The organism is Staphylococcus sp. GDY8P85P (assembly GCF_017892405.1).
Taxonomy (GTDB): domain Bacteria; phylum Bacillota; class Bacilli; order Staphylococcales; family Staphylococcaceae; genus Staphylococcus; species Staphylococcus borealis.
Window position 1 is genome coordinate 49,464 of sequence record NZ_JAESLA010000013.1, and the last position, 26,052, is coordinate 75,515.

Genomic DNA, 26,052 nt, shown 5'->3' on the forward strand with positions numbered 1-26,052 from the left:
GGGCCCCAGCAAAGAGAATTTTATCAAGAAATTCTACAAGCAAAGCAAGCTGGGAGTGGACGACGAATTCAAAAGAATTCTGTCCCACTCCCTGTTCTGCTATCTCTTTTTATCTTTCCGTATATCGCTTGTCTTAAATGACGGTGAAACCTTTTCTAAAATATACACACAACGTATAGTTTGTTTATACAATAAAGAAGCCAGTAAATGAATTTATAAAAAACTCATTTACTGGCTATTTTTCTAGGAATTATGTGCCGCTCTCATCTTCATAAGAACTATATTTATAAGCACTCATTTATATTGATTACAGAATTAGAGATAAGATAAATGTCCAAATACAGATGAAGATTAATAATCCAACACTGTAACGTAATGTCATTTTAAGTAATTCTGATTCTTTACCTACTTCTTTAACAGCAGCAGTCGCGATTGCTATTGATTGAGGTGAAATTAATTTCGCTGCTACACCACCCACTGTATTTGAAGCTACGAGTAATGAACCGCTTGTACCAATTTGTTGTGCAACTGATGCTTGAATTGGTGCGAATAATGAGTTGTTATTAACCACTGATCCAGTCATAAATACACCAATCCATCCTAAGATAGGAGATAATACTGGGAAGACATTTCCAGTTTTAGCAATACCTTGACCCATTGCTGCACTTAAACCACCATATGTAGTGATTTTAGAGATCGCAAGAATGAAACAAATTGTTAATACTGGCAACCATAATTCTTTAAATGTGACACCAAATAAACGTCCTGCATCTCCGAAACTTACTTTCTTAGCCATTAACACTGTGATAATGATTGTGATTAAAATTGCTGTACCTGTTTGTCCAATGAAATTGAAACTTAACATGATTGATTTATTAGCCACTTCACTGAATGTACCTGGTAAAGTGAAGTTAAGCACTAATGCTGATAATTTACCGTTTGGTAAGAATAAGTTTTTAAAGAATGGTGCACTCCAAATCATAACTACAATTGTTAAGATAACGAATGGACTCCATGCATACATAATTTCTTTTGCATTATGGTGTTTCGCCGGCTCAGGTTCCACATCTTTTTGCACTCTGAAAATATGTTTTGGTTGGAATTTTCTTGAGAATAAAGCTAAAGCACCCATTGTTACTAATGGTGGGATGATATCAGCTAATTCAGGTCCATTGAATACTGTTAATAATCCTTGCAATAATGTATAAGTTACTGATACAACTAAAATAGCTGGTAATGTTTCTTTAACACCTTTTAAACCATCAATGATAAAGATAAGTAAGAATGGTATAAAGAAGTTAATAATTGCTAATGTTAATGTTGATGTTTGTGATACACCCATTGCATGTACGCCACCTGGTAAGTGAAGTGTATCTACCACACCAACTGGAATTCCGATGGCACCAAAAGCACCTGAAGCAGCATTCGCTACTAAACATAACATTGCAGCTTGTAATGGTCTAAATCCTAGTTGAGCAAGTAATAACGCACAAATTGCGATTGGTACACCAAATCCAGCTGCACCTTCTAAAAACGCATTGAATGCAAAACCAATTAATAATAATTGGATACGTTGGTCTTGTGAAATACTTGTAATACTATCTTGAATCGTGTTAAATTGTCCAGATTCTTGAGTGATTTTGTAAAGTAATACTGCCATCATGACAATATAACCAATAGGTATAATACCTTGATAGAAACCTTCTACAACGCCACCTGTTGCAATACCAAGTGGTAATTTAAAGAACGGGATGGCAATAAGTAATGTAACAACCAAAGTTGTGATTGCAGCGTAAATACCTTTCATTTTAAATACAGTTAAGCATAATAAGAATAGAATAATAGGTACTGCTGCGATTAAGCTAGATAATACCAAATTATCAAATGGATCAAATGTTTGAACTAACATAATTTTGACTCTTCTTTCCTTTAGTTTGTATTAATGAACATTCTAGCGATTTAACAATTGAAATGTGAGCATATTTCTAATTGTTATAAGGTAAATTAGTTTGTCGACAAGTTAATCGTGCTAGATTTCACAAATTTAAGTATTGTGAACTTTTTCACAATAAAAATATACCATCTTTCTACTTAAATGACAATACTATATAGTACTTTTTATAAAATTTTTGTTAAATTTTTAACAAATTAAAATCCTCTTTTTTCAACAAAATTTCCCAAACTTTTTAATTAATAAATGCTACCATTTTTGTAAATATGAATTTTTCTTAGTCACATGGTAAAATATATTTAAGAAATTTAAGAGTTAAAGGACAATGTATGATGATTAAACAAATAAATATTTCAAATATGCGCCATCTTGCATTACAACTAAACAAAGCGAAATCAGCTGGTTATTCACATTTCATTCCTTATTCAAATGATATTAAAATCAATCATGATATGTTGGAAGCTGTCGCTGCAACACATAATTCAATCGCAGTAGACTATACGATAAATAACTTATATTTAAATGACTGTCGCTATTTTGGCGATGATACATTAACTTTTTTATCATGGATGAAAAATATCAATCATTATCCTAATATCATTTTCAATATTGAACGTGCTTTATTCCATTTATCTAAATATGATATCCATTCTATTATGGATTTAGCCGTCGTTACTGTTTTGAAAGATGAAATCGATATTGATAATCATGTCGTTTTTAATTTCATTCATGAATGTCCGACAAGTAATGCTTTTTGGAACTCCTTAGATACATTTGATATTAAAAAAATTAATCACTTTGATTTAAATAAATTAGCTTATATTCATGGACACCCTATTCCATATTCTAAGTTTAAATATCCGGGTAAAGAAGATGAAATGCGCTTTGTAGATAGTTGGCTTATCACTACTAAATTTAAATTACCCAAATGGATTTATAGAAAGATGCAAAATCATGCATTAAAAAAGCATCGTAATCTAAGCTATGTATATGATAAAGATCCTTCAAAAGTTAAAAATCATGTTGTGTTTTTAGGATTTGATTATGGTTATAGAGGTAACTCTAAATATTTATTCAATTATTTTGTGAAGAGAAACCCTACTACTGAAGCTTATTTCATCACAAATGATCGACGTGGACCATACTTTTTACCTACTGATGCAGAAAATAATAAAGAATTAATAGAAACTGCCAAAATTGTCGTTATTGAAAGTTATATGCCCGATGAATTCAAACCAAATGGCACGGTGATTCAATTATGGCATGGAACACCAATCAAAAAGCTCTTCTTAGATAGCAAAGAACCAGACCAAAATAAAAATATCTACAATTATAAGGCACGTAAATATAATAAATGGCTAAAACAAGACTACCTTTTAACAGATTCCGAGGCAGCTACGGGCTTGTTTGAAACAGCATTTCCAAATCAACATACGGAACTGATTTCATATGGTTATCCAAGAATAAGTTATTTATGCCACTATCAAAATGACAAAAATCATCAGAAGAAAATTAAAGATGCCTTAAATGTAGATCGAACAAAGCCAATTTTATTATATGCACCTACTTGGCATGCAGATAAAGATGCTACAGAATTAATGACCATCTCTCCAGAATTATTGGAAGCATACCATGTTATTTTCAAAGGTCATGTTGAAGATGATATGACCCTTCCTGAAGGTGCAATTGAAGCACCAAGTCATATTGAAACACAAGATTTATTATTAGTATCGGATGTTGTAATTACCGATTATTCTTCAATTATCTTTGATGCTTTAACGATTGGCAAAAAGGTATGCCTTTACACACCAAATCATGCGGCTTATCAACAAGAACGTGGTGTATATGATGATGTTATGAATAGTTTAGCTAAAGTTTGGTATACGGATGAGGCATTATTGCACAATAATTTAATACATCATTCATTAACTGATATTTCTAACCATCCACTCGTAAACGATAATAATATGTCGTTAAAAAAATTAACGCAATTGATGCGAGATATCATTAATCATAAATAAGTATGATAAGGGAGTGGGACAGAAATAATATAATGAAGCTATTNNTGACTGAACTGAGAAGGCGCTTAAATCAAGCTTTTCTCAGTTCTAGTCATCCTTGCGGGGGTGGGACGACGAATTTAAAAGAATTCTGTCCCACTCCCTTATCTAGTTTCAACATATTCTATGCTAAACCTTTCTTTCCATGATTAAATCTATATCAACGACATCACCAGTTATAAATTCATGTTGCCCAGTCACTTTGAATCCATGTTTCTTATAAAATGATAATGCTTGTTGATTATGTTCCCACACACCTAACCAAACTTTACTTTTACTGAGTTCTCGAGCTTTATCGAGTGCCAGCTGGATAAATGTGTGCCCTCTTCCTCCACCTTGATAAGTTTTATAGAAGTAAATCCTTTGAATTTCTAAATAGTCCTCACCCATTGTTTCTGTTTGCGCGTCACCAATATTAAGCTTCAAATATCCGGCAATGTGATTATCTACTTTATAAAAGTAATGAAACGAATTAGTATTATTCAATTCATTTAATAATACTGTTTCGTTATAACTTTTCTTAAAAAATTGTTCGAAATCAGCCTCTGTGTATTCACCCTCAAATGTATCGTAAAACGTAGTTTCTGCAATTTGTCTTAAATCACTAACATCTGTAACTTGAATCATCGTTATTTGTTCAGTCATCATTCAATCCCCCTCATTCATCATGAATTACGTATTTTTATTGTATAAATTATTCCCTATAATCGTCTCGCTATTCAATAAATTCGTTTAATTTGTGAACGGCGAAAATTCCTATTGATAATATTTATCAATGAGTATAAAGTAAAGATGATATTATTATATATGATGAGTGAGGTTATAAACATGTTTGTATTAGGAATTACAGGACCAACCAGTTTAGTTGTAATTAGCATCATTGCTTTGATTATATTTGGCCCTAAAAAATTACCACAATTTGGCCGAGCAATTGGTAGTACTTTGAAAGAATTTAAGTCTGCTGCAGAAAATATAGATACAGATGAAAGTCACGATACGCCCAGTAAAGAATCAAAACAACAACGAGAACATACAAAATAGCAATACGCTTTTAGGACACTTTGATGAATTACGCGCTCGTCTCGTCAAAGTGTTTATCGCTTTTATTGTTGCAACCATTATTGTATATATTTCATCACATTGGTGGATGAAACCATTTATACATTATATTAAACGTGCACACGTAACATTACATGCCTTTTCTTTTACAGAAATGATTCAAATTTACATTATGATTATCTTTTTTGTAGCGTTATGTTTAATCATACCCATTGTGTTTTACCAATTGTGGGCGTTTATTGCACCAGGACTTCATGCGTATGAACGAGGTTTTATCATTAAATACAGTTTATGGTGTGCGTTATTATTTATCATTGGCGTTGCGTTTGCGTTTTTTATAGGCTTTCCATTGATTATTAATTTCTCTTTGACATTATCTACCATTTTAAGCATTGAACCAGTTATTGGATTTAAGGCTTACTTACATGAATTAATACGATGGCTACTCATTTTTGGCATTTTATTTCAACTTCCTACGTTATTTATGGGACTTGCTAAATTTGATTTAATAGATGTTAAAGCACTTAAGCACTATCGTAAATATATTTATTTTGGTTGCTTTGTAATAGCGAGTATTATCGCACCACCAGACATCACTTTAAATTTACTCTTAACATTACCACTAATCATCCTGTTTGAGTTTAGTATGCTTATTGCCAGACTATCACATCGCGCCTAAACACAAATAAACCTCAAGCCCTTGTTACATACAGGGCTTGAGGTTTTTATTTGATTATTAATATGTCTTAATGATGCTCAGAAATAGTTTGTTTGTGCTGACGATTTTTGAAAATGAAAAACACAATCAATATAATGTAAATTAATTGCGCTACAATTGACTCAACATTAGGATAAAATCCTATAAAACCAATTGTAGGTAAGCCTTCAATGCCATGTTGTGGTAATGTTCCTAACAATTGAAGTTTCTGAATACTTACACCAAGCATTTTGAATGCCATTACAAAAATTAAAATTGAAAGCACTCTAAAGATGTAATATATAGGTATAAGTTTGACTATGAATCTAAATAGTAATGCAAAAATGATCAATATAACAATCGCTAATGCAATACCAATCACGAAATCCATTGTCGTAATGCTACCTATCATACCCATATAGAAAATGATAACTTCTACACCTTCACGCAGAACAGAAATCAAACCAATTGTACCTAACAATACTAGGTTGCCATTACTTATCGCATTTTGGTACATATTTTGAATCATGTCATTCCAACGTTTAGCACTTGAACGTCTATGCATCCAAATACCAACCACATACATTAAAATAACTGCGATAATGCCAAGTGTAGCTTCCATGCCTTCACGTAATAAGCCATTATTTCCAAGCGTTTGAATGAAGACTACAGCTAAGGTAATACTTAGAATTAATCCCAATATTGCCCCACCAATAACACTAGCCGTACCTTTATTGTCCTTAACATTGCGTGTCATTGTCGTTAATGTCATAATGACTAACAATACTTCTAACCCTTCACGTAAGAAGATGATCATGACATCTACAAATGTATAGCCTTCTTGACCTACAGTGTCTTTAATATCTTTATTAATATCTTGTAAGCCTTCTTTAACGCGATCTTTATTGCTTTGATCTAAAATACTTTGGTAATAAGGTATCTTATCTTCAATTGTCGTATATAATGTGCCATTTTTAGTTTGAATTTTACCCTCTACATACGGCCAAATTTGAACAAATTTAGATAATGCTGCATCAGTTTGATCTAAGTGATTATCTTCTATCCCTTTAATCGCTTTATCTAACTCATCATTAAGTTGTGTTACTTTATATTTTCCATTATCTGCGCTAGATTGTTTTTGATCCACTGTATCAATACTTGTTTTGAATGTTGTCCAAGCATTGTCTACTTTTTTAGTATCTAATGGTTCTTTTTGAATGGCAACACGTAACTGCATTAAATTAACTTCAATTTGACCATATTTACCTTCGTCATAATTTCTGATGGCAGTTTCATGCGTTGTCCAAATTTGATTCAAACTATTATTAATTGATTGTAATTCGGCATCATTTTTATGTTTAATGGCCTTCTTGATTGGTTCATCTTTAGCATCAACTTGTTGCTTTAATGTTTTAATTTCACCGCTAATATCTTTTGTAGAGACTGCTTCTTCATAAGCGATTAATGATTTTGTTAAATCAGAAAGTTTGTCAGCTTTCGCTTCAGTTGAAGACGCTTTATCTACCGCTTCTAATTTTGACTTTACGTCTTTACCTTCTTTGTTATCTTTAATATTTAAAGATTTCACTTTTTCTTTAATATCAGCGAGTGCATTTTGCTTTTCTTGATTGCTTTTAGCTTTATCTTCTATCGTTGATTTTGCATCAGTTATCGCCACATACACATCACTGATTTTACTATCATCTGCAGCACTAACTTGATGTGGTGGAACCATTCTAATAACGGTGAGAATAAGGATTAACACAGCGATTAATTTAATTAAATAAGGTTTCACCGATGTAACCTCCCTTTTTGACACCTGGCAATACAAGGAAGGATGCAGAACCTCGATGTGTAATATATTCATTAAGCTTATCACTATGACCTAAATTATTTTGAATATCTATAAACTGTTGTGTTGATTTTTGGAAACAAATGAACATTAAACCTGTTTCTAACGCGCCAGTTTTCGCATTTGTTCCATCATTATAATTATAGGCACGACGTTTAATAGATGTTTTAACTTCACGTGCTAGACGCGCATGCGCATTAGGATCGATAACATATTGGCCACTGCTATCTTTCGCATCTAAATCAATATTGTCGAATTCTTTTTTTCCAGTTAATGGTGCACCTGATGCACGTTTACGACCAAATGTTGCTTCTTGTTCTTCTAATGACGTTCGGTCCCAAGTTTCAATATGAATTTGAATACGACGAATAATACAATATGTACCATTTTTAGCCCATCCATCATCGATAAACACATACTTTTTAAGTTCATCATTTTTGCGTGGATTCACTGTACCATCTTTAAATGCCATTAAATTCCTTGGTGTTTCTTCAAGCTTTCCAGATACAAAGCCATTCTGAGACCACTTCATTTTAACTACATCTCTAAATGGTCGAATCAAGTTGTGAATTGCATGAAATGTAACTTGCGGATCGTTTGAACATGCTTGAATCATGATATCGCCATCACTGTACTCATCATCTAACTGATCATTTGGAAAATGTGGTAAATCCTTAAATCCTGCTGGGATTTTAGATGACATACCGATTTTCTTTAGAAAAGATTTACTAATACCAAACGTTAATGTTAATTTACTAGCCCCTAATCCTATTGATTCGCCAGTATCTACGGGTGGTAATAATTCATTATGACTATCTTTAGCAGCTGGCGCACCATCTGTCATGTTTACTGACATTTGCGTCCATTTTTTAAACATATCTTTAATTGCATTTTTATCTTTGGTTTTTAAATCTAGTGAGACAAAGTTACAATTTTTTTGTGTTGGCGTTGTGATACCTGCTTGTACACGACCATAAAATTCGAAAGCATCTTTGTCTTCATTCTCAGGTGTATCGAACATCAATTTAAATGAAAGGATACTACCTGCGCCACTAGCACCGATCACAACACCGGCGCCACCTATACCAAGCATTTTTAAGAATGAACGGCGGGAAACTTGGTCATTTTGTTTATCATCTACATTACTCATTCTGTAACCACAGCCATTTTACTTAGTGGTTCACCAAGTGAATTCACAGCATCTGATAATGCTTTTCTATCTTCTTTGGTTACTGCACTATAATCTTTATAACCGTCGCCATCTTTATACTTATCTAGCAATTGATTAACTTTATCGAAATTCTTTTGAATATCTGAACTTAATTTTTTATCTTTTTTATCCAATTCTGGTTTGAATAATTCATAGATTTTTTGTGCACCTTCAATATTTGCCTTGAAATCATATAAATCAGTATGAGAATAAATTTCTTCTTCTCCAGTAATTTTAGAAGTTGAAACTTCATTTAATAAATCAACTGAACCTTGTAGCATTAATTTAGGTGTAATATCTAAAGTATCTGCTTTCGCATCTAATTCTTTAGCATCTTTTAATAATTGATCAGCATCTTTTTTAGTTGTTTCATCTATTTTATTGTCTTGATAAAGTGACTTTTCAATTTTATGATAGCCTGTCCATTGATCTTCTTTTTTCTCTTCTTTCATATCTGCTAAACGCGCATCAATCTTAGGATCTAAATCACCAAAAGCTTCTGCGACAGGTTCTGATCTTTCATAATACATACGCACTTTAGGATATAATGCTTTAGCTTTATCCATATCATCTGCTTTAATTGCCGCAACAAATTTTTCTGTGCCTTCTAAGAATTTATCAAGTTGGCCATCCGTATATTTTTCATATTCTTTGGTAGCTTTTTGTAAAGCGGCTTTGTTCTCACCTTTACTGCTTTGTGACTGCTTGTCTTTGCTACTATCGTCACTGTGACCATTATTGTCACAAGCTGCTAAAAGTAACGATGATGCGAGTAAAATAGTTGGTAATTTTTTCATTATGTATTCACCTCAATATAGTTTAGGCGATTATCATTTGAAGATGATTCGTGTTAGTAACCTTACGCTATATTTAACACCAACTCACAATCATGGTTATAACGTCTTTTATATTCATATAAACACTTTTAATTTTCAATTGATAATCATTATCAAATTTATTATAGGTTTACCCCTTTGATGTGTCAACAACAATTCAAATACAATTTTAACTTAAAAATTTTTTATCTTTTTAAATTATTCATCTTTACTCATTTAACTAAGAGAAAGTATAGAACAATTGAGATGCGGGTATTATAACCTTACGAAGTTTAATATAAAGGAGTCACATAATATGAAAGAACAATTTAAAGCTTTTATAGTAGACAAAAATGAAGATGGAAGTGTGAAACCTGACTTTACTCAAATAACTATGGATGATTTACCAGAAGGTGACGTCTTAATCAAAGTTCATTATTCTGGAATTAATTATAAGGATGCCTTAGCTACAACAGATCATAATCACATTCTAAAATCATACCCGATGGTACCTGGTATCGATTTAGCAGGCGTTGTAGTTAAATCAGAGGATTCAACGATTGATGAAGGCGAGGAAGTGATTGTTACAAGCTATGATTTAGGTGTCAATCATTATGGTGGTTTCAGTGAATATGCACGTGTAAAATCGGAATGGGTCGTTCAATTACCTGACAATCTGTCGTTAGAAGAGGCTATGATTTATGGTACAGCAGGTTATACAGCTGGATTAGCAATTGAGAAATTAGAAAAAGCTGGTTTTATGACATTAGAAGGCGGTAAAGTCCTTGTACGTGGGGCATCTGGTGGTGTTGGTGCATTAGCTGTTCTGATGTTATCTAATTTAGGATATCACGTTGTTGCTAGTACTGGTAATAAACATGCAGTAGATAAATTAGAAACCTTGGGGGCAAATGAGATTATTGATCGTATTACACAAAACGATGATAAGCCACTTGGTTCTAGAACTTGGCAAGCTGCCATTGATCCAATCGGTGGAAATGGTACACCTTACGTCACAAATCGTATCAATAATAATGGTGGTGTCGCATTGATTGGGTTAACCGGTGGTGTGTCATTTGATGCAACTGTTTATCCATTTATTTTGAGGGGTGTCAGCCTTGTCGGAATTGATTCTGTATTTACACCTATGAAACTCCGCGAGCGTGTTTGGAGACGTTTAGCGACGGACTTAAAATCGAATCAACTACATGATATTAAGCAAATCATCACATTTTCAGAATTACCAGAAGCGATTGAAACCGTATTAAATCATGACAATTTTGGTCGTATTATCATCGATTTTAATGCATAATAAACAAGCACTAGGACAATCAAGTATGATTTGATTCGTCCTAGTGCTTGTTATAGTTAAAATACGATATACATACCACCTGATTTTGGCTCTGTGGATGTAAACCCAAATTTTTTATAGAGTTGATCGGCTGGGTAATCCGCAATCAAACTCACGTAAGTCCCCTTTTCAGCGACGGAATGTAAATATGACATAATTTGCTCTAATATGATTCTGCCACAACCTTGGCCTTGATAGTCTGGATCAACGGCTATATCTACAATTTGAAATGCCGTTCCACCATCACCAATGACTCTGCCCATGCCTATCAGTTGTTGGTCATCATAAATGGTAATATTAAAACAACTATTAGGTAAGCCTTTGCGCGCTGCAGCTATTGACTTTGGGCTCATACCTGCCTTAACTCTTAAATGACAATACGCCTCAGCTTCTGGTGCTTCATGAGAATATCTAATCATCGTAATCCCCCTTGGTTAATTTTATAAATATTGTTTAATAACAGCCTTATTAGATTCTTTAAATACGTCATTATGACTTGAAACATATCCTTCTTTGTATGCATCAGGGTCAATATACGTTTTAGCTAGATTCGCTGCATTTCCAGCATCACTAAAAGCGCTTGTGATAAGATGCACTTTAGCATCATGGTGTACGATATCGCCACAAGCAAAGATGCCAGGAATACTCGTTGTTGTATTACCAAATCCTTTAACACGATAGTCATCATATAAATCAAGTTTAGATGTACAATCTGTTAATAGTGGATTCTCATGATCAAAGCCATGACTAATTATAACGTCGTCAAACGCTCGAGTGATTACTTCACCAGTCTCACTATTCTCAAGTGTCACTTCTTTAATACATTCACATTGATTGTCACCAATTAACGCTTTAATTTGTGTTTTAGGCATTAATGTCACATTTAGTGATTCAAGTACTTGAATCATCGCTTCGTAACCTTTAATATCTGACTTTCTATAAACTAATGTAATTGAATTGGCGATATTTGCTAAATCTCTTGCCCAGTCTAAAGCCGTGTTACCACCACCAGAAATCAATATATCTTTATCTTTAAATTTAGAAAATGATTGAACAACATAATGTAAATTCGTTAAACGGTACCGTTCAGCATCTTTAATTTGAAGTGGTTTCGGATTAATTATGCCACCACCAACTGCAAATATGACAGATTTTGATTCATAGATGTGACCACGATCTGTTTCGACTTCAAAATGTCGTTCGGCTATTTTACGTATATCTGTGACACGTTCGTTCAAATTAACTTTAGGGTTAAAATGTAATCCTTGGTCGATCAAGTCTTTAATAATCTCAAAGCATGGTTTCGGAGCGACGCCACCAATATCCCAAATAATCTTTTCTGGATAGATTTGCATTTTACCACCTAGTTTATCTTGAACGTCAATGATTCGCACTGACATACCTCTTAGTCCCGCATAGAAACTTGCAAATAACCCAGCAGGTCCGCCTCCAATAATTGTTACATCTTGCATTATTTATCCTCCCAAGATTATGTCCCTTTTCAAATGATAATAATTATCATTATTTTGCCTATATTATACAATATGTGCATATATTATTGAAGAAAATCATATTTTAAATCATCGTAATCATACTTTAATTTTTAAAAAAAGACTTTCCATACATAACACTCACGTGCTATTAATATGAAAAGTCTCCCTATTATCAATTAATCTCTTGGTTCTTTTATAGCTGCTTGTCGAATTAAGAAAAATAATAATAATAATCCGGCTAGCATACCTGTATGACCGATACCGGCAAACCCAGCAAATGCTTCCGGGGAAAAGCTTTTTCCTAATACTTGGAAAGTGCCTTTCGTTACCATCATACCAATCGTTACAATGACACTGATGTTATAAACATAGTAGAACCAGTTAAATAAGTAATAACTACTTAATTTGAATACCTTCTCTAGGGGTATAAGAATTAAAAACATAAACATACCTAAAATAAGTGTATGCGTATGTACAATAGATAATTGTGTATCGCCCGTAAAATCATGTGCTTTTGTCAACTCTCTATAGTAGAACCCACTAATGAGCCCTAAAATCATGTAGACTAAAAACGCATATAATAATCGTCGCATAAATAATGCCTCCCTCACACTAATATTATAATTTATTATCGTTAACTTTAAAGTGACAATATATGCAATATTGCGTTACATCATTGTCATTGCAGTAGCGTTTAGGGAGTTGGACTAGAACAGACAAATTATAAAGTAACGCGCTTAAGTGTTAAGTTAATTACTTTATATTGACTAAGTATCCTTTTGTCCTTGACTCACTTAACATTATTTATTTCTTGAATGTTTAAATAGTGCTACTAATGATAATATAATGGCAATAATTGAAACGATCCATAAAGCAATTGAACCACCTGAAGATTGTTGCGCACTAGCAGTATCTTGTGATTTTTCATCTTTCGTTTCTACTGCATTAGCGTTCTTTTTAACTTCTAACGTTGGTGCTGGGTGTTCACTATCTTCTTTACCAGTCCATTTGACTTTATCATCATTATCATAGGTTTGAATAGCTTTGAATTCATACTTGCCTTCATCTTTAGGGCTAGCTACAACAATTGGGAAATCCATAAATTCATCAGGTCCAATCCCTTTACCTTTAGCTGTCCAAGTAATTTTAGTGATATTACCTTTTTTATCTTTATCTATTTTGTGTTTATAACCATCCACTGGTTGAATATTAACAACTTGTACTTCTTTTGGAACTTCTAATTCCACTTTTTCAGTATGATCTTTTTGTTCTACTGGCACTCTTACATCTACTTTTTCATAGGATTCAGGATCCACTGCTTTAGGATTCAAAGTGACGTGTGCGTCTGCCACTTTAAAGAAACCTAGTGCAAAAAAGAGTATGAAACTTGTCGCTAATAATTTTTTAATCATCTTTTTTCTCCTTTTTATGGAATACTAATTTGGCTCATAATTACGCCGATCAAAATAAGCACAATACCAATTACAACTTCTATAATAAGTGAAGATTTATTGACTCTATGACGTTTGTTAAGTGCACGTGTTGTTTGCAATAATCCTAGTATCATCATGATTAACGTACCAATGACTTTAACTAATAAGAATACCGTCCACGTTTGCATATTTGTCCAAATTGATAAAATATTTGTTTGATCAATAGACATTAACACGCCTGAAATAATGATAATCCCTACTGCTGCAGCATTAACTTTAAACAATATTTCACGTAATAAATCTACAGCGTCTTTCTTACGTGTAAATACTGAAATTAATAAATAACATAGTGCGCCTAACCATAAACTGATACCTGTTAAATGAAGCGTTCTAAGTATAATTGACCATAATGGCACACTTTGTGACCATGCATGACCTGACATACTCATTGCTAAAATCATAGCAATAGAAATCATCCAATACCATGATTTCTCCATATTTCTTAAGACGAATAAGCCACTTAATACGATTAACGCAATGGCACTTAATATATATGGAAATTGCGTTATCACGCTAGGTTGAAGTGATAATATGTCATCTAGTACATCTGAAGATAATGTCATTAAATAGAGTATAAGCGACATTAAATAGGCCATCATCATGATTAAAGATACTGCAATATGTCTAGGAAAAACATCAAATGTTGATAAATTATTACGACGTGCAATACCATTCAACCAGTATAGCCCTACAAGTATGATTGTTGCACCTTCCGCTATGTATCTAAATAGACCAAACCAGAAATCAGGTGTTTCATAAAAGGCTGGAGATGTATCGACACCACTTGCTGTCTTTTCACCTACTGAAAATTCAAATCGATCGCTAATCTCATGCCCATCAGCGGATACGGTATGCCATTCTATTTGCTGTGTACCATGTTGAACTTTATCAGTTGGAAATGAGAGCGTTTTGGAATGTCCCGTTGTAGTAGGATCTATATCGCCTACTTTATCCCCTTTATCATTGTATAATGTGATTCCCGAATATTCAGCATTCACTGGCTCATTAAATGTTAACTCTATAGCATCAGGTTGCTTTGATATCACCCCATTTTGTGGTGGTGTTGTTTTTTCCAAAGTTGCATGCGCAGATGCGACATTTTGAAGTGTTGGAATTAACAATAATAAAAACATCATTACCAATGCCAAAGCTACTTTAGAACTTCGTTGTAAATTCACCATTGCCATCCTCCCATAAAATTTTGCTCATTCATTTATGATAAAATAATGTGTGCTATTTAACAATAATTATTCTAATTTGTCACTTTTTATCCAAAAATAAAAACTGGCAGTAGTTGGGACATAAATAATATAGTGATGCTATTGGGGAAATTCGCAGTAGCTGACTGAACTGAAAAGGCACTTAAAGCAAACTTTTCTCACTTCCAGTTATCCTTGCTTACGAGGCCCCAGCAAAGAGAATGTCACTAAGAAATGCTACAAGAAAAGCAAGATGGGAGCGGACGACGAATTTTAAAAGCATTCTGTCCCACTCCCTCCTTATTACTAGACTTCTATTAACTCAAATTTCAAACTCAATCTTCATTATAAATCGTTTTATGCGCTTGAATTTATATTGTTAATCTTTTAGTCATTTTATTAAGCTTCAATTAAAGATGCTGTATCAACTGTTAAGCGATTTCTTAAGGCATATACAATAAACATTGCTAACAAAGCACAAACTGTTTCAGCGATTAATAACGACCAAATGACACCAGCTAATCCAAATAAACTATTTAAAACAAATAGAACTGGAATAATAACTGTCCCTTGTGCGATAGCCATAATCGTAGCACCGCGACCCTGTCCTGTAGCTTGCAACATACCTGTAAATAAGAAACCAATACCATTTAGAAGTAATGATGTCATAGTAACTTTTAAGATAAATGTAGCTAAGACGACAATTTGTGGGTCTGTACTGAACAATTGAACGATGGTATGACCAGCTAAAAGAACGACAGTCATACAAACGGCAAATATAACTGCAATAGACATGATGACTACTTTAATTGTATCTTTCATTCTAGTTTTATTCGCTACGAAATTGTACGCGATAAGAGGGACAACACCTTCTGAAAGCCCCATAATAATTAATTCAGGAAATTGAACGAGTCTAAATGAGATGCCGTAACTTGCGATAGCATAGTTACCATACGTTGCCAAGAATAAATTCACGACCAAACCTGTTACGCCCATCAAGATAACCATTAAGAATGCAGGTATACCAATTTTAAATATTTCTTGCATTATCGCTTTAGTCGGTTTGGCATGTTTAATATTAAGTGATAACGTTTCATTTTTTCTAGAAAAGTAAACAATGAAAAAGATTGCTGCGACCACGTTTGAAATAGCAGTACCTAATGCTGCACCGACGACATCTAAATGTAATCCAAAAATCAAAATCGGATCTAAGATGATATTTATGCCAACACTTGAAAGCATACCAATCATCGAAATAATTGGTTTACCGATTGCTCTAGCAAATTGCTCTAAAACAAAAAATAAAATAACAAACGGTGTACTTAAAAATTCAATTTTTAAATAGTCACTCGTATAGTTCAACGTTTCACCACTGGCACCAAGTATACTCGCAATTTGGTCCGTAAATGGTAGCGTTATGATAGCAATAACAAGTCCCAATACCAAACTACTATATATTGAGAAGCTACTTACATAATGACTTTTAGTGTAATCTTTCGCACCAAGTAAACGTGATATGTAAGTCCCGCCTCCTACACCAAATAAATTACCAAATGCCATGAGTACTGCAAATATAGGTAATGTTAAAGATATCGCTGAAATCATGTGGCTATTATCTAAAAAGCCAATAAAGTATACATTTAAGATACCGTAAATCACACTTAATAATGAGCCTATCATCATCGGTAATGAGAAATGCATCATCGCTTTAAATATAGATGCTTTCTCAAAGTAAAATAATTGTTCGTCTTTCATTTCCATAATCTCCTTATATTAGATATCTAATAATTAGATATCTAACTATATTTCCAAAATAATTGCTAGCTGCTATTCCAACATTACTTTAAATTTCAGCTAGCTTTAATAATCAATTTTCTGTTTTAATATTATTCAGCATGCGTTCAAATAAGCTTTTAAGTTGTTGCTTTTCATTCTCATCAAAATCTTTGACAAGTATACTTTCAATATCGTCGAAGATGCTGACAAAAGATTCAACCAGTTGCGTTCCTTCTTTAGTTAATTTCAAATTCTTACGTCTGGAATCCTCAGGATCTACCATCCTATAAATAAGTCCTTTATTCTCCAGACCTTTAAGTATTGAACTTACCGTTGACCCTTTTCGTTTAAATGTCTTTAATAATTCATTTTGTGTTATGCCTTGGTCTTTATGTCTGTATATATAACCTAACGTATGACTTTGTTCTTGTGTGACATTATACTCATCTAGTTTCCGATCAGCGTAATGTTTCATCTCATGCGCCAACATTCTGACTAAATATTGATAGGTAGCCTCCATCGTCTCACTCCATTTCGTTAGATGTCTAACGAATATAATACGCCGATTCTTATAATAGTCAACCGATATATTAAAGTTTAAATTTTCAGTTTATTTTATTTTCAAAAAAGCCTCAAATTTAGCACGTTCATGCCAAATTTGAGGCAAATAACTCCATTCCTATGATGGAATTTCAGTACGTTTATTACTATGTTTTCTTACGATAGCAGCAGTTAAACTAGAAACTGCACCAAAAATAATAAATCCTATCATCATCCACATCGTTGCATTCATTTCAATATGACTACCCATGTAGATAATTTCTCTAAGGGTATTTGTATAATGTGTGAATGGATCAATTTTATAAACCCAACCTTGATATGCTTTAGGTAGCATTTCTTTAGGTAATGTGACTAATTGCATACTAAAGAACATTAAAATGACAAAGATTGGAATAGATTTCATTCCTAACCAGACCATGATACCTAGAATTAATCCGATAAATCCAAGTATTGAAATAGCTAAGAAGAGTGCTACTCGGTTTGTATGATTAAAATCGAATCCTAATACACCATGCATGAAGTACACATAAGCGAAACTTGCAGCAAATGCTGTGATTACAGCTAATAACATTTGGCCTAATGACGCAATAATTCTGTGTTGAATTTTAAGGTTATTACTTGTTCTGAAAGCAAAGAATAATAATACAGATGTTACAAGTGATCCCATCCATACTGGCATGAACATTAAGAACGGTGCATTACCGCCACCTTGATGGTCTTTAACTTTATTCAACTCTTGATTATCCACTTTAACAGGGTTAGTGATACCTTTAATGTCTGATGCGCTCACTTTTATATCTTGTTTTTCTAATGTGCTAAGACTTTGTGATGTAATTTGTTTATTCAAATTATCACCCATGCCATCAAGCACATTACCAGTAATCGTAGCTGCTTGCATGCTTGCACCTTTATTTACAATCGTTTTAAATGTTGCTTGTTTCACATCAACTTTTTGGTTACCCATTTTTTGTTGCATTTGTTGAACGGCAGCTGCAGGGATTTCACCTGATTCAACTTTTTCTTTCATTTCTGCCTTTTTACTATCCATCACTACTTTTTGTGTTTTACTCATTGCATTTTTAGAAAAGTCTTTATTAAAAATAGCTACCCCATAGTATTTTTCATCTTTAATACCTTTTTTAATATCTGATTCTTTATCAACTTTAACCCATTTAACTGTATCAGAATCACTATCCATTAATTTATCTTCAATTTTTTTCCCGATATTTACTTTATTACCTTGAATGTCTACACCTTTATCATTGTTTACAACGGCTATTGGCAATTGTTTTGGTTTTGGATTAAACGCTGGATAAAATGCCAAAGAGAAAATAACTAATAATAATATCGCTGCAATAGGTGCAAGCCATAATAGTTTACTTTTAAAAATATTCATGAAATCTAACCTCCTACAATTTATTGAACAATGTGTTGAATATTTAATACTTTGTAAATTATAATGAGATAGTCAAAAATAAACAATAATCAATTATTCAAATACTGTGTGTTATTGAACAGATTGTACATTTTTGTCTATCTATTATTAGGAGGTCGATATTTTATGAAAGAAGATAGGAGAATACGAAAGACGAAGTCAGCTATTAAGCGTGCTTTTACTGACCTTTTAAAGCGTAAAGACCTCGACAAAATTACTGTTCAAGATATTTCTGATCAAGCAGATATTAATCGTGGTACATTTTACTTACATTATGAAGATAAATACATGTTATTAACCGATATGGAAGATGAATGTATATCCCAAATTTGGACATCGACTCAATTTAATCAACTCGATATTAGTTCACCAGAAAATACCGCTGAAGATTTTATAAATAATGTTTTGACTAAGGTATTACAACATATCTCTGATAACATGGAGTTTTATCATACGATTCTTCAGCTAGAACGTAAAAGTAGACTTGAAGAAAAAATTCATTCCTTAATGAAAGAAAATATGCAAAAATATATTAGTATTAATCATGAGATTGATGGTATTCCTGAAATGTATTTTCATAGTTATGTTTCAGGGGCTACCATTTCAATTATCAAATATTGGGTACAGGATGATCATCGACTCTCTGTAAATGAGTTAACCAAACATATTTTTAATATCATTTATAATGGGCCGCTACATATTATGATCCAAAATCATTATGAACGTACTCAATCCAACTGAGACTAAATGAATATGAAAGGAATCATTAACCATGCTAACTGCATATAAACATTCAACAAACAATGACATCGTTGAAACGACTTTAGACCACTCTGCATCATGGATTAATGTTGTAGAACCTGATAGAGAAGAAATTGAACAATTAATAGAAACGTATAACGTACCTGAAGATTTTATCCGAGATCCATTAGATGCGGATGAAAGTGCACGTATCGAATATGATGATGACACAGGTTACTCACTTATCATTATCGACTTACCCATCGTCAGTTCAACCAATCGTCGTGTCTTATCATTCGTTACCATTCCATTAGGTATTGTTATTGGAAAAGGACTCATTTTAACAATCTGTGATGCTGAAAATGAATTTTTAGAAAATTATGCGCGACAAGATAATGTGAATTTAAATTTCCATAGTCGTTTTGCATTGGATATCTTATTAACAATTTCAAACCACTACAACAGAAATTTACGACTCTTAAATAAATCGCGAATCCGAATTGAACGTGAGTTAAAAAATAATATTACAAATAAACAATTATATAAATTAATGGAAGTTGAAAAAAGTTTGGTTTACTTCCTTGCCGCTTTAAAAGGTAATGACACTATCATTAAAAAATTGTTCCGATTACCTGCCATCAAACGCTTTGATGAAGACGAAGATTTATTGGAAGATTTAGTGATTGAGAACAACCAAGCGATTGAAACGACAGAATTATATACGGGAATTCTGGAGAGTATCACAACGTCATATTCTTCATTATTATCAAACGAAATGAATAATATTATGAAGACACTGACGCTCTTTACAGTATTACTCACTTTACCAACACTTGTCTTTAGTTTCTTCGGGATGAATGTCCCACTTCCACTCGATGAAAAAAGCTATACATCATGGCTATTTATTGTAGGTATTTCACTTATACTTGTTACAATTGTGAGTATCTTCTTATGGCGAAAACAAAAATTATAACAACACAAAAACCGGTCTTCTGAGACATTCAGAAGACCGGTTTTGTTATTCAGCGGTAGCTCGATAAGCGTTTCGTCGGGATAAAATAAATGTTATCGCTACAGATACAATAAAGGCAATCAACATACCAACAAAGTAATGTAACCACCCTGCGTGTGCTGGATTAATTGAAATAAACCCTGGTAATCCTGCTGTACCTAAAGCGATGGCTTTAACTTTAAAGAATGAAATATAAGCCGAGCCTATAGCAGAACCAATAATTGCGCCAATAAATGGATATCTTAATTTAAGATTCACACCAAACATCGCTGGTTCTGTAATTCCTAACAATGCTGAAACACCTGCTGCTGAGGCAACACCTTTTAACTTTTTATTATTTTTAATGATGATAAATGCTGCGAGTGCCGCACCACCTTGTGCCACGTTAGACATGGTTGCGATTGGGAAGATAAATGATCCGCCTGTTTTCGCTTGATCAGCAATTAACGTTGTCTCTACAGCAATAAAACTATGATGCATACCTGTAATAACAATTGGTGCATAGAATAAACCAAAGATAAATCCACCAATGGCACCACCAAAGTCATATAACCATGTTAAGCCATCTGATAACCAATACCCAAGTTGTCTAGTTATTGGACCTACAAATAAAAATGTTAAAAAGGCTGTTACTAATATAGATAATAAGGGTGTTAATAAATTATCTAATACTGTAGGAATCACTTTTCGTAAGCCTTTTTCAATCGTAGCTAAAATGTAGGCAGCGACCAACATTGGTAATACTTGTCCTTGATAACCAACTTGATTAATATGTAGACCAAACAAGTCCCAATGTGGAATGGCTTTACCCGCTTCTACAGCTTTAGGAAAATCATAAGCACTCATTAATGATGGATGTACTAGAATCATACCTAGTGCTGCACCCAAGAAAGGGTTACCTCCGAAGCGTTTCGCTGCACTAAATCCAATTAGTATAGGTAACAGCGTAAACGGTGCATTCGCAAAAATATTAATCATATCTGCTAAGCCAGCAAATTGACTATGAACATCTATCAACGATTGATGATCATAAAAGAGATCAGGTGCAGTTAATATATTGTTAATCCCCATTAATAACCCACCAGCTACAATGGCTGGAATAATAGGAACAAAAATATCTGAGAGCATCTTCACGAATCGCTGTAATGGATTCATATTTTGCGTTGATTTATCTTTTACATCTGACGTTGTTGAAGCTTCTTTACCTGTTATACGTTCAAGTTCATTAAACACCTTATTAACCGTACCCGAGCCAATAATAATTTGGTATTGACCACCTGTTGAGAATGTTCCTTTAACAACATCCATGTTTGATAAAGCATCTTCATCTACCTTACTTTCATCGTTGAGCACAAGTCTTAATCTTGTAGCGCAGTGCGCCATTGCATCTAAATTGTCTTCACCGCCTATAGCCTCAAGAATATCTTCAGCTGACTTTTTATAGTTCATTACTTTCCCTCCTATTGAATGGAACCGGTTCTATTTATTAATTTGATTGTAATCGGTTCCAAAAAATAACGCAATACGCTTTTTTATTTTCACCATTTGTTCATATTTAAGGTTCATGATATAAACTTTCGGGAACGAAATAAATGACGATACAACATTTAGTAAGCGAGGCGATATTTGATGAAAGAACGTGGCTATATCGAAAAATTATGGCGCGAAGAAAAATATAATGTGTTATACCACAGTCAACAACATTATAATGCTATTCGCGAACTGCTTAAACAGTCCCCTACTTTACCAGACGTTCAGCAGGCAATTGATGTCGCACTTAACACAACACCATCACATGGAACGATGATAAATGCGTATGATCATATGTGGGGATATTTCAAACATAAAGCAAATGACCTTGAAAAAGAGCGCGCAGCCAAGCTTAAAGCTGATTTTAATCAAGGCATCATTCAGAGCACTGATTTGTTAATATTTTTAAAACATTTAGCCGATAAATATCATGTGTCCTACTTACAAAATAGTACACTTCTTAATATAGAAGCGTAGCGAATCATGTTGAGATTGACTTGCGTTACGTAGCATTTCAAACTTTTTTATCAATACCGTTAACTAGGCATGTCCATGTGTCATTCCGGCTATAGTTCAAAACACGTTTGTTGTGTTCTTATTTCTATAAAAAAAGTTGAGACGACGTAAATGTTGTCCCAACTTTTTTTAAATTAATTCTGTTTTTCTGCAAAATATTATTCTTGATGGTTTCACTTATAATTAAATCTGTATATTTAAGGAAAATAGATATAAAAACTGTTGCTTATGCATTAGTGATTTAGTAATTGGGGGGAGTTAGGCTCCTTAATAATATACACTAGCATGCTACTGCTAATACCTGTGCTAATGACACATATACATTTCTTATTCTATGATGTATAAATCTAAGCTGTGATGTCTGACTGTTATTCCACTTATTCGTGCTCGTATTCGGTCTTGTTGTTTAATCATGCTGTTCATGAGCAAAACTTCTATATGACCTATAAAGTTATAATAAACTTCAATTGTGTAGGATGGAAATTTCATGATGTTATGTCTTAACGTCATATAGAAGTGATAAGTTTAAGTTGTTGATTGTATATGCATCATTAACATGAATGTGATGGCAGATTTTAATCTCAATCATTTAATTATAGGCTTATCTTGATGTATCAATATTTTATGTTGTGATGTCATGATGTTGATACAGAATTAATAAATATAGGATTTCGTAATTATTAACTAAATCAATGAGAATGGTATTTAATTAAAGCTATCGCGAAATCTATATATAGTATGCCTTAAATTAAGTTGTTCTACGCTATTAAAATTTTCCAAATAAGCGACGCTATATTTTCAATTTTTTAATTAAGTTGCTTCTAAGAGAAAATTTTTACCGCTTTCACAAGATAGTAGCGAAATTTTTTTATTTTTAGTTATTAATTTTTTCTTACTTTTAATTTATAATTACTTTTATTATTACATCACAATGTCAATGTGTTCTACACCCTTTCAAAACATTGATATATAAGTATATTTAGTTTGATTTTTGAAAAATGATTATCCATAGCATTGCCCTTTATTTCAATAATCCGCCCTTTTTTCGCCCTCTGTTTTAAAATATATTTACTTTTAAATATTATGCTATTTGCAGTTCATTAAAACTAAAAAAACCACATCAATTAAGATGTGGCGAAAGGGGTTCGAAAACATCTTTCAGGGGAGAATGTTTTCAAAATGATATCGTTGACTTACAATAGTATCTAAAGATACTAATCTAAAACACGCTCTCTCTTTTCGAGAGTAAGTAAATCATAACATAAAAATTGAGGCAATCGCTAGGATTTGCCTCAATAAAAGGAAAAGTTTGAGAAATGCTTGTGTTAAAACATTTCTATATGTTGAAGGGAATTCAACATATATTTAGTTTACCACATAACCATATATTTAAAAACTTATTTTTTATATTTCAATTAATGTACACTCACCATCATAGTCAATATTCATAGTATAAAAAAAGGGGCCTTCAGCCCCTCGAGTCTTATGCCGTATACTTAACAAAGTTAGAGATTACCAAAGTAAGAATGAATTGTATCAATAGACGCAAAGGATATAATGTAAGAAAAGTCTATTACAAAGGTAACCTCATACGTTAATTATTACATATTCATTATTGTTTTTCTACTATTAATATTTGATGACATATAGTGATTTTACATGTAAAATTCCACTCTTGTATTTGTAGCGATCAATATATTTGTACGTATTCCTATTTCTCGCTGCATTAGAATACGTCTCTCAGCGTCTTAAAAAAATGTGTTTCGTCATGAATAATCACAGAATAACAAGATAAAACATGTTTATATTAATTTAAGCATGGGTATATTAAACTAAGCTCATAAAATAAACTCTCCTCATTAGTCAATTGATTAATGAGGTTTTTTGTATATATAAAAGAGACCAACCATTAAGGTTAGCCTCTATTAACCATTACATATCCACGTATAGCTAAGGGCTTCATTTAAAAAACTCTATAGGACAGCTGAGGCTTTATATTAGCCTCTGGAAATTATTATCTCTTTTTTTATAGATAATGTCTATTAAATAATTGTTAAAAGTTTTTACTAGTATGTAAAGATGAATTTACAATGTATTTCCCACTGCAACACAGGACGTTTCTCAGCGTAAAAAAAACGCCACTTAATAAGTGACGTTTCAAACGATATAGTTAACTTGTCTGTATGCTTTTTTATCAAATATATAATCATTTCAGTTGCTTAATAGCTAATTTTAAATTATTAGGAGAAGTATAATTTGGTATTTCTGAAAAACCATAACTTTCATAAATAGCACGTAGCTTTTCATTATCTTCATATTCTATCCACACAAATGATCCTCCGACAATTCTTTTAGCTTCTAATGCAACTTTAAAAGCTTCTTCCAATATATCCTTACCATTAATATTACATGAAAGTAATGCTTCTTGACTAAAATTCTTGCCTAATTGTCCTAGCAAAAATGAACTCATTTTGTAAACCGAAGTTTCTTCAACAAATTGGGCTCTTTGTTTTATTTTCTTTTGCATTGATTTTGATAATTTTTGAAGATTTCTTTTGGAAATATATAAATCTTTATTTGCAATAGTAAAATATGCAACTAAAACCGGTTTACCTTTGTAGTCACTAAAAATCAAGTGAGTACTGGCAATACCGGTTTTATTAAATAAAATTGCATTTCTTTTTATAAAATCTTCTACGTCATGAGCTTCTTCTTTACCAGTAAATCGTATTGAACGAAAAGTGTTTAATACATTTTGAACATCGTTCTCATCATAACCCTCTTCTTCTAGTAAATCTGATAATGCAACGATTTCTAAACTCATTAATTTTTATAACTCTCCAAAATTGTTGCTATTCTTTTCTTATTCTTCACTGGCGTAATATTTTTATTATTTTGTGTATAGTGACGTTGTTTTAAATTATCTTGATTTTCAATTGCATTTAGTAATTTAGGTGCTGACTTAGCTGAAAACTTATACTCAGTAGTAAAACTTTTAGTAGCCATACTCCTCACATCTTCCTGTATATAGTTATAAATTTTTTTGATCTCCTAAGATTATACGTTCCTCTATAATCTATAACCATTGTAATTATATTTGACTTAAAGTTCAATATTTTTACTAAATTGTAATAATTAACTTAATATATTTTTAGAGTTTAAATGTCCTTGATATTTAGTCATCGCTTCGTTTTTGGCTTTTCAGAGGTTAGAGAACGGACATTGTCGAAAATACGGCCAATATCTCGGCTGTATTAATAAGCTCACTTTTGAGCATATTAAATATATTGCTATTCATTTC

Annotated in this window: 24 protein-coding genes; 8 read left to right on the forward strand and 16 right to left on the reverse strand. The window is 32.6% G+C overall.

The genetic code is table 11. The features are described 5' to 3' along the window. A partial coding sequence (locus KA828_RS02865) for a hypothetical protein (RefSeq protein ID WP_210125360.1) occupies positions 1–211 on the forward strand: 211 nt, incomplete at its 5' end. Positions 212–307: 96 nt separating this feature from the next. On the opposite strand, the gene KA828_RS02870 is transcribed toward KA828_RS02865, so the two are convergent. Then, positions 308–1,909 carry an L-lactate permease gene (locus tag KA828_RS02870; protein WP_070854642.1) on the reverse strand — a complete coding sequence of 534 codons (1,602 nt, stop codon included), beginning with the start codon at positions 1,907–1,909 and terminating at the stop codon, positions 308–310. A 374-nt stretch (positions 1,910–2,283) separates the two neighbouring features. Between KA828_RS02870 and KA828_RS02875 the strand changes: the two genes are divergently transcribed. Then, on the forward strand, positions 2,284–3,972 hold the full coding sequence (locus tag KA828_RS02875; RefSeq protein ID WP_210125361.1) for a CDP-glycerol glycerophosphotransferase family protein: 1,689 nt from the start codon (positions 2,284–2,286) through the stop codon (positions 3,970–3,972). A gap of 168 nt (positions 3,973–4,140) precedes the next feature. Here the strand turns inward: KA828_RS02875 and KA828_RS02880 are convergent, their stop codons facing one another. Further along, positions 4,141–4,656 (reverse strand): GNAT family N-acetyltransferase, encoded by a 516-nt coding sequence (locus KA828_RS02880; RefSeq protein WP_210125362.1) that lies wholly within the window; start codon positions 4,654–4,656, stop codon positions 4,141–4,143. A gap of 162 nt (positions 4,657–4,818) precedes the next feature. On the opposite strand from KA828_RS02880, the gene KA828_RS02885 reads away from it, so the two are divergent. Beyond that, on the forward strand, positions 4,819–5,052 hold the full coding sequence (locus tag KA828_RS02885; protein ID WP_107629235.1) for a twin-arginine translocase TatA/TatE family subunit: 234 nt from the start codon (positions 4,819–4,821) through the stop codon (positions 5,050–5,052). Then, positions 4,994–5,749 carry a twin-arginine translocase subunit TatC gene (gene tatC / locus KA828_RS02890; protein WP_210125363.1) on the forward strand — a complete coding sequence of 252 codons (756 nt, stop codon included), beginning with the start codon at positions 4,994–4,996 and terminating at the stop codon, positions 5,747–5,749. Before KA828_RS02885 ends, tatC begins: the two co-directional genes overlap by 59 nt. Positions 5,750–5,816: 67 nt before the next feature. Here the strand turns inward: tatC and KA828_RS02895 are convergent, their stop codons facing one another. The 3 genes from KA828_RS02895 to efeO are packed head-to-tail and all read right to left on the reverse strand — an operon-like array spanning position 5,817 to position 9,626. After that, complete coding sequence (locus KA828_RS02895; RefSeq protein ID WP_210125364.1) at positions 5,817–7,562, reverse strand: FTR1 family iron permease; 1,746 nt, start codon at positions 7,560–7,562, stop codon at positions 5,817–5,819. Continuing rightward, a complete protein-coding gene (efeB, locus tag KA828_RS02900; protein ID WP_210125365.1) occupies positions 7,543–8,769 on the reverse strand; it encodes an iron uptake transporter deferrochelatase/peroxidase subunit in 1,227 nt (408 codons plus the stop codon). Before efeB ends, KA828_RS02895 begins: the two co-directional genes overlap by 20 nt. Further along, positions 8,766–9,626: an iron uptake system protein EfeO gene (gene efeO / locus KA828_RS02905; RefSeq protein WP_210125366.1), complete on the reverse strand. Its 861-nt coding sequence runs from the start codon at positions 9,624–9,626 to the stop codon at positions 8,766–8,768. The genes efeB and efeO overlap by 4 nt, the downstream gene beginning before the upstream one ends. A gap of 334 nt (positions 9,627–9,960) precedes the next feature. On the opposite strand from efeO, the gene KA828_RS02910 reads away from it, so the two are divergent. Further along, complete coding sequence (locus tag KA828_RS02910) at positions 9,961–10,956, forward strand: acrylyl-CoA reductase family protein (protein ID WP_210125367.1); 996 nt, start codon at positions 9,961–9,963, stop codon at positions 10,954–10,956. Positions 10,957–11,012: 56 nt separating this feature from the next. Here KA828_RS02910 and KA828_RS02915 read toward each other — a convergent pair whose 3' ends face one another. From KA828_RS02915 to KA828_RS02950, 8 genes are all read right to left on the reverse strand, one after another. Next, positions 11,013–11,414, reverse strand: a complete 402-nt coding sequence (locus KA828_RS02915; RefSeq protein WP_075108086.1) for a GNAT family N-acetyltransferase — start codon at positions 11,412–11,414, stop codon at positions 11,013–11,015. 21 nt (positions 11,415–11,435) lie between these two features. Next, the gene (locus KA828_RS02920) at positions 11,436–12,467 is read right to left on the reverse strand and encodes an NAD(P)/FAD-dependent oxidoreductase (protein WP_210125368.1); all 1,032 of its coding nucleotides are present in this window, start codon (positions 12,465–12,467) and stop codon (positions 11,436–11,438) included. A gap of 197 nt (positions 12,468–12,664) precedes the next feature. Further along, positions 12,665–13,081 (reverse strand): DUF2871 domain-containing protein, encoded by a 417-nt coding sequence (locus KA828_RS02925; RefSeq protein WP_075108088.1) that lies wholly within the window; start codon positions 13,079–13,081, stop codon positions 12,665–12,667. A 207-nt stretch (positions 13,082–13,288) separates the two neighbouring features. Next, on the reverse strand, positions 13,289–13,900 hold the full coding sequence (locus KA828_RS02930; protein ID WP_053028664.1) for a YcnI family protein: 612 nt from the start codon (positions 13,898–13,900) through the stop codon (positions 13,289–13,291). A gap of 14 nt (positions 13,901–13,914) precedes the next feature. Next, positions 13,915–15,162, reverse strand: coding sequence for a copper resistance protein CopC (locus KA828_RS02935; RefSeq protein ID WP_075108089.1), 1,248 nt, complete (start codon positions 15,160–15,162; stop codon positions 13,915–13,917). A 417-nt stretch (positions 15,163–15,579) separates the two neighbouring features. Further along, the gene (locus KA828_RS02940; RefSeq protein WP_210125369.1) at positions 15,580–16,935 is read right to left on the reverse strand and encodes an MATE family efflux transporter; all 1,356 of its coding nucleotides are present in this window, start codon (positions 16,933–16,935) and stop codon (positions 15,580–15,582) included. Positions 16,936–17,047: 112 nt separating this feature from the next. Then, positions 17,048–17,476, reverse strand: coding sequence for a MarR family winged helix-turn-helix transcriptional regulator (locus KA828_RS02945; protein WP_053028667.1), 429 nt, complete (start codon positions 17,474–17,476; stop codon positions 17,048–17,050). A gap of 159 nt (positions 17,477–17,635) precedes the next feature. Continuing rightward, complete coding sequence (locus KA828_RS02950; RefSeq protein ID WP_210125370.1) at positions 17,636–18,913, reverse strand: YhgE/Pip domain-containing protein; 1,278 nt, start codon at positions 18,911–18,913, stop codon at positions 17,636–17,638. 165 nt (positions 18,914–19,078) lie between these two features. Here KA828_RS02950 and KA828_RS02955 point away from each other — a divergent pair, with 165 nt between their 5' ends. Continuing rightward, positions 19,079–19,693: a TetR/AcrR family transcriptional regulator gene (locus KA828_RS02955; protein ID WP_210125371.1), complete on the forward strand. Its 615-nt coding sequence runs from the start codon at positions 19,079–19,081 to the stop codon at positions 19,691–19,693. A 31-nt stretch (positions 19,694–19,724) separates the two neighbouring features. After that, positions 19,725–20,666: a magnesium transporter CorA family protein gene (locus KA828_RS02960; protein WP_075108091.1), complete on the forward strand. Its 942-nt coding sequence runs from the start codon at positions 19,725–19,727 to the stop codon at positions 20,664–20,666. 45 nt (positions 20,667–20,711) lie between these two features. Here the strand turns inward: KA828_RS02960 and KA828_RS02965 are convergent, their stop codons facing one another. Next, positions 20,712–22,154, reverse strand: a complete 1,443-nt coding sequence (locus KA828_RS02965) for a sucrose-specific PTS transporter subunit IIBC (protein WP_075108092.1) — start codon at positions 22,152–22,154, stop codon at positions 20,712–20,714. 180 nt (positions 22,155–22,334) lie between these two features. Here KA828_RS02965 and KA828_RS02970 point away from each other — a divergent pair, with 180 nt between their 5' ends. Beyond that, positions 22,335–22,712: a YbgA family protein gene (locus KA828_RS02970; RefSeq protein WP_210125372.1), complete on the forward strand. Its 378-nt coding sequence runs from the start codon at positions 22,335–22,337 to the stop codon at positions 22,710–22,712. Positions 22,713–24,957: 2,245 nt separating this feature from the next. Here KA828_RS02970 and KA828_RS02975 read toward each other — a convergent pair. Both KA828_RS02975 and KA828_RS02980 read right to left on the reverse strand, forming a co-directional pair. Further along, the gene (locus KA828_RS02975; protein ID WP_210125373.1) at positions 24,958–25,575 is read right to left on the reverse strand and encodes a hypothetical protein; all 618 of its coding nucleotides are present in this window, start codon (positions 25,573–25,575) and stop codon (positions 24,958–24,960) included. Next, positions 25,575–25,757 carry a hypothetical protein gene (locus KA828_RS02980; RefSeq protein WP_210125389.1) on the reverse strand — a complete coding sequence of 61 codons (183 nt, stop codon included), beginning with the start codon at positions 25,755–25,757 and terminating at the stop codon, positions 25,575–25,577. Before KA828_RS02980 ends, KA828_RS02975 begins: the two co-directional genes overlap by 1 nt. Positions 25,758–26,052 lie beyond the last annotated feature (295 nt).

What these genes read in the sequence shown, in the direction of transcription:
- KA828_RS02980 (WP_210125389.1), bottom strand. Translation starts at nt 25,757, where the DNA reads ATGGCTACTAAAAGTTTTACTACTGAGTATAAGTTTTCAGCTAAGTCA.
- efeO (WP_210125366.1), bottom strand. Translation starts at nt 9,626, where the DNA reads ATGAAAAAATTACCAACTATTTTACTCGCATCATCGTTACTTTTAGCA.
- KA828_RS02945 (WP_053028667.1), bottom strand. Translation starts at nt 17,476, where the DNA reads ATGGAGGCTACCTATCAATATTTAGTCAGAATGTTGGCGCATGAGATG.
- tatC (WP_210125363.1), top strand. Translation starts at nt 4,994, where the DNA reads ATGAAAGTCACGATACGCCCAGTAAAGAATCAAAACAACAACGAGAAC.
- KA828_RS02975 (WP_210125373.1), bottom strand. Translation starts at nt 25,575, where the DNA reads ATGAGTTTAGAAATCGTTGCATTATCAGATTTACTAGAAGAAGAGGGT.
- KA828_RS02970 (WP_210125372.1), top strand. Translation starts at nt 22,335, where the DNA reads ATGAAAGAACGTGGCTATATCGAAAAATTATGGCGCGAAGAAAAATAT.
- efeB (WP_210125365.1), bottom strand. Translation starts at nt 8,769, where the DNA reads ATGAGTAATGTAGATGATAAACAAAATGACCAAGTTTCCCGCCGTTCA.
- KA828_RS02875 (WP_210125361.1), top strand. Translation starts at nt 2,284, where the DNA reads ATGATTAAACAAATAAATATTTCAAATATGCGCCATCTTGCATTACAA.
- KA828_RS02950 (WP_210125370.1), bottom strand. Translation starts at nt 18,913, where the DNA reads ATGAATATTTTTAAAAGTAAACTATTATGGCTTGCACCTATTGCAGCG.
- KA828_RS02925 (WP_075108088.1), bottom strand. Translation starts at nt 13,081, where the DNA reads ATGCGACGATTATTATATGCGTTTTTAGTCTACATGATTTTAGGGCTC.
- KA828_RS02870 (WP_070854642.1), bottom strand. Translation starts at nt 1,909, where the DNA reads ATGTTAGTTCAAACATTTGATCCATTTGATAATTTGGTATTATCTAGC.
- KA828_RS02935 (WP_075108089.1), bottom strand. Translation starts at nt 15,162, where the DNA reads ATGGTGAATTTACAACGAAGTTCTAAAGTAGCTTTGGCATTGGTAATG.
- KA828_RS02915 (WP_075108086.1), bottom strand. Translation starts at nt 11,414, where the DNA reads ATGATTAGATATTCTCATGAAGCACCAGAAGCTGAGGCGTATTGTCAT.
- KA828_RS02965 (WP_075108092.1), bottom strand. Translation starts at nt 22,154, where the DNA reads ATGAACTATAAAAAGTCAGCTGAAGATATTCTTGAGGCTATAGGCGGT.
- KA828_RS02955 (WP_210125371.1), top strand. Translation starts at nt 19,079, where the DNA reads ATGAAAGAAGATAGGAGAATACGAAAGACGAAGTCAGCTATTAAGCGT.
- KA828_RS02910 (WP_210125367.1), top strand. Translation starts at nt 9,961, where the DNA reads ATGAAAGAACAATTTAAAGCTTTTATAGTAGACAAAAATGAAGATGGA.
- KA828_RS02930 (WP_053028664.1), bottom strand. Translation starts at nt 13,900, where the DNA reads ATGATTAAAAAATTATTAGCGACAAGTTTCATACTCTTTTTTGCACTA.
- KA828_RS02960 (WP_075108091.1), top strand. Translation starts at nt 19,725, where the DNA reads ATGCTAACTGCATATAAACATTCAACAAACAATGACATCGTTGAAACG.
- KA828_RS02885 (WP_107629235.1), top strand. Translation starts at nt 4,819, where the DNA reads ATGATGAGTGAGGTTATAAACATGTTTGTATTAGGAATTACAGGACCA.
- KA828_RS02920 (WP_210125368.1), bottom strand. Translation starts at nt 12,467, where the DNA reads ATGCAAGATGTAACAATTATTGGAGGCGGACCTGCTGGGTTATTTGCA.
- KA828_RS02880 (WP_210125362.1), bottom strand. Translation starts at nt 4,656, where the DNA reads ATGACTGAACAAATAACGATGATTCAAGTTACAGATGTTAGTGATTTA.
- KA828_RS02940 (WP_210125369.1), bottom strand. Translation starts at nt 16,935, where the DNA reads ATGAAAGACGAACAATTATTTTACTTTGAGAAAGCATCTATATTTAAA.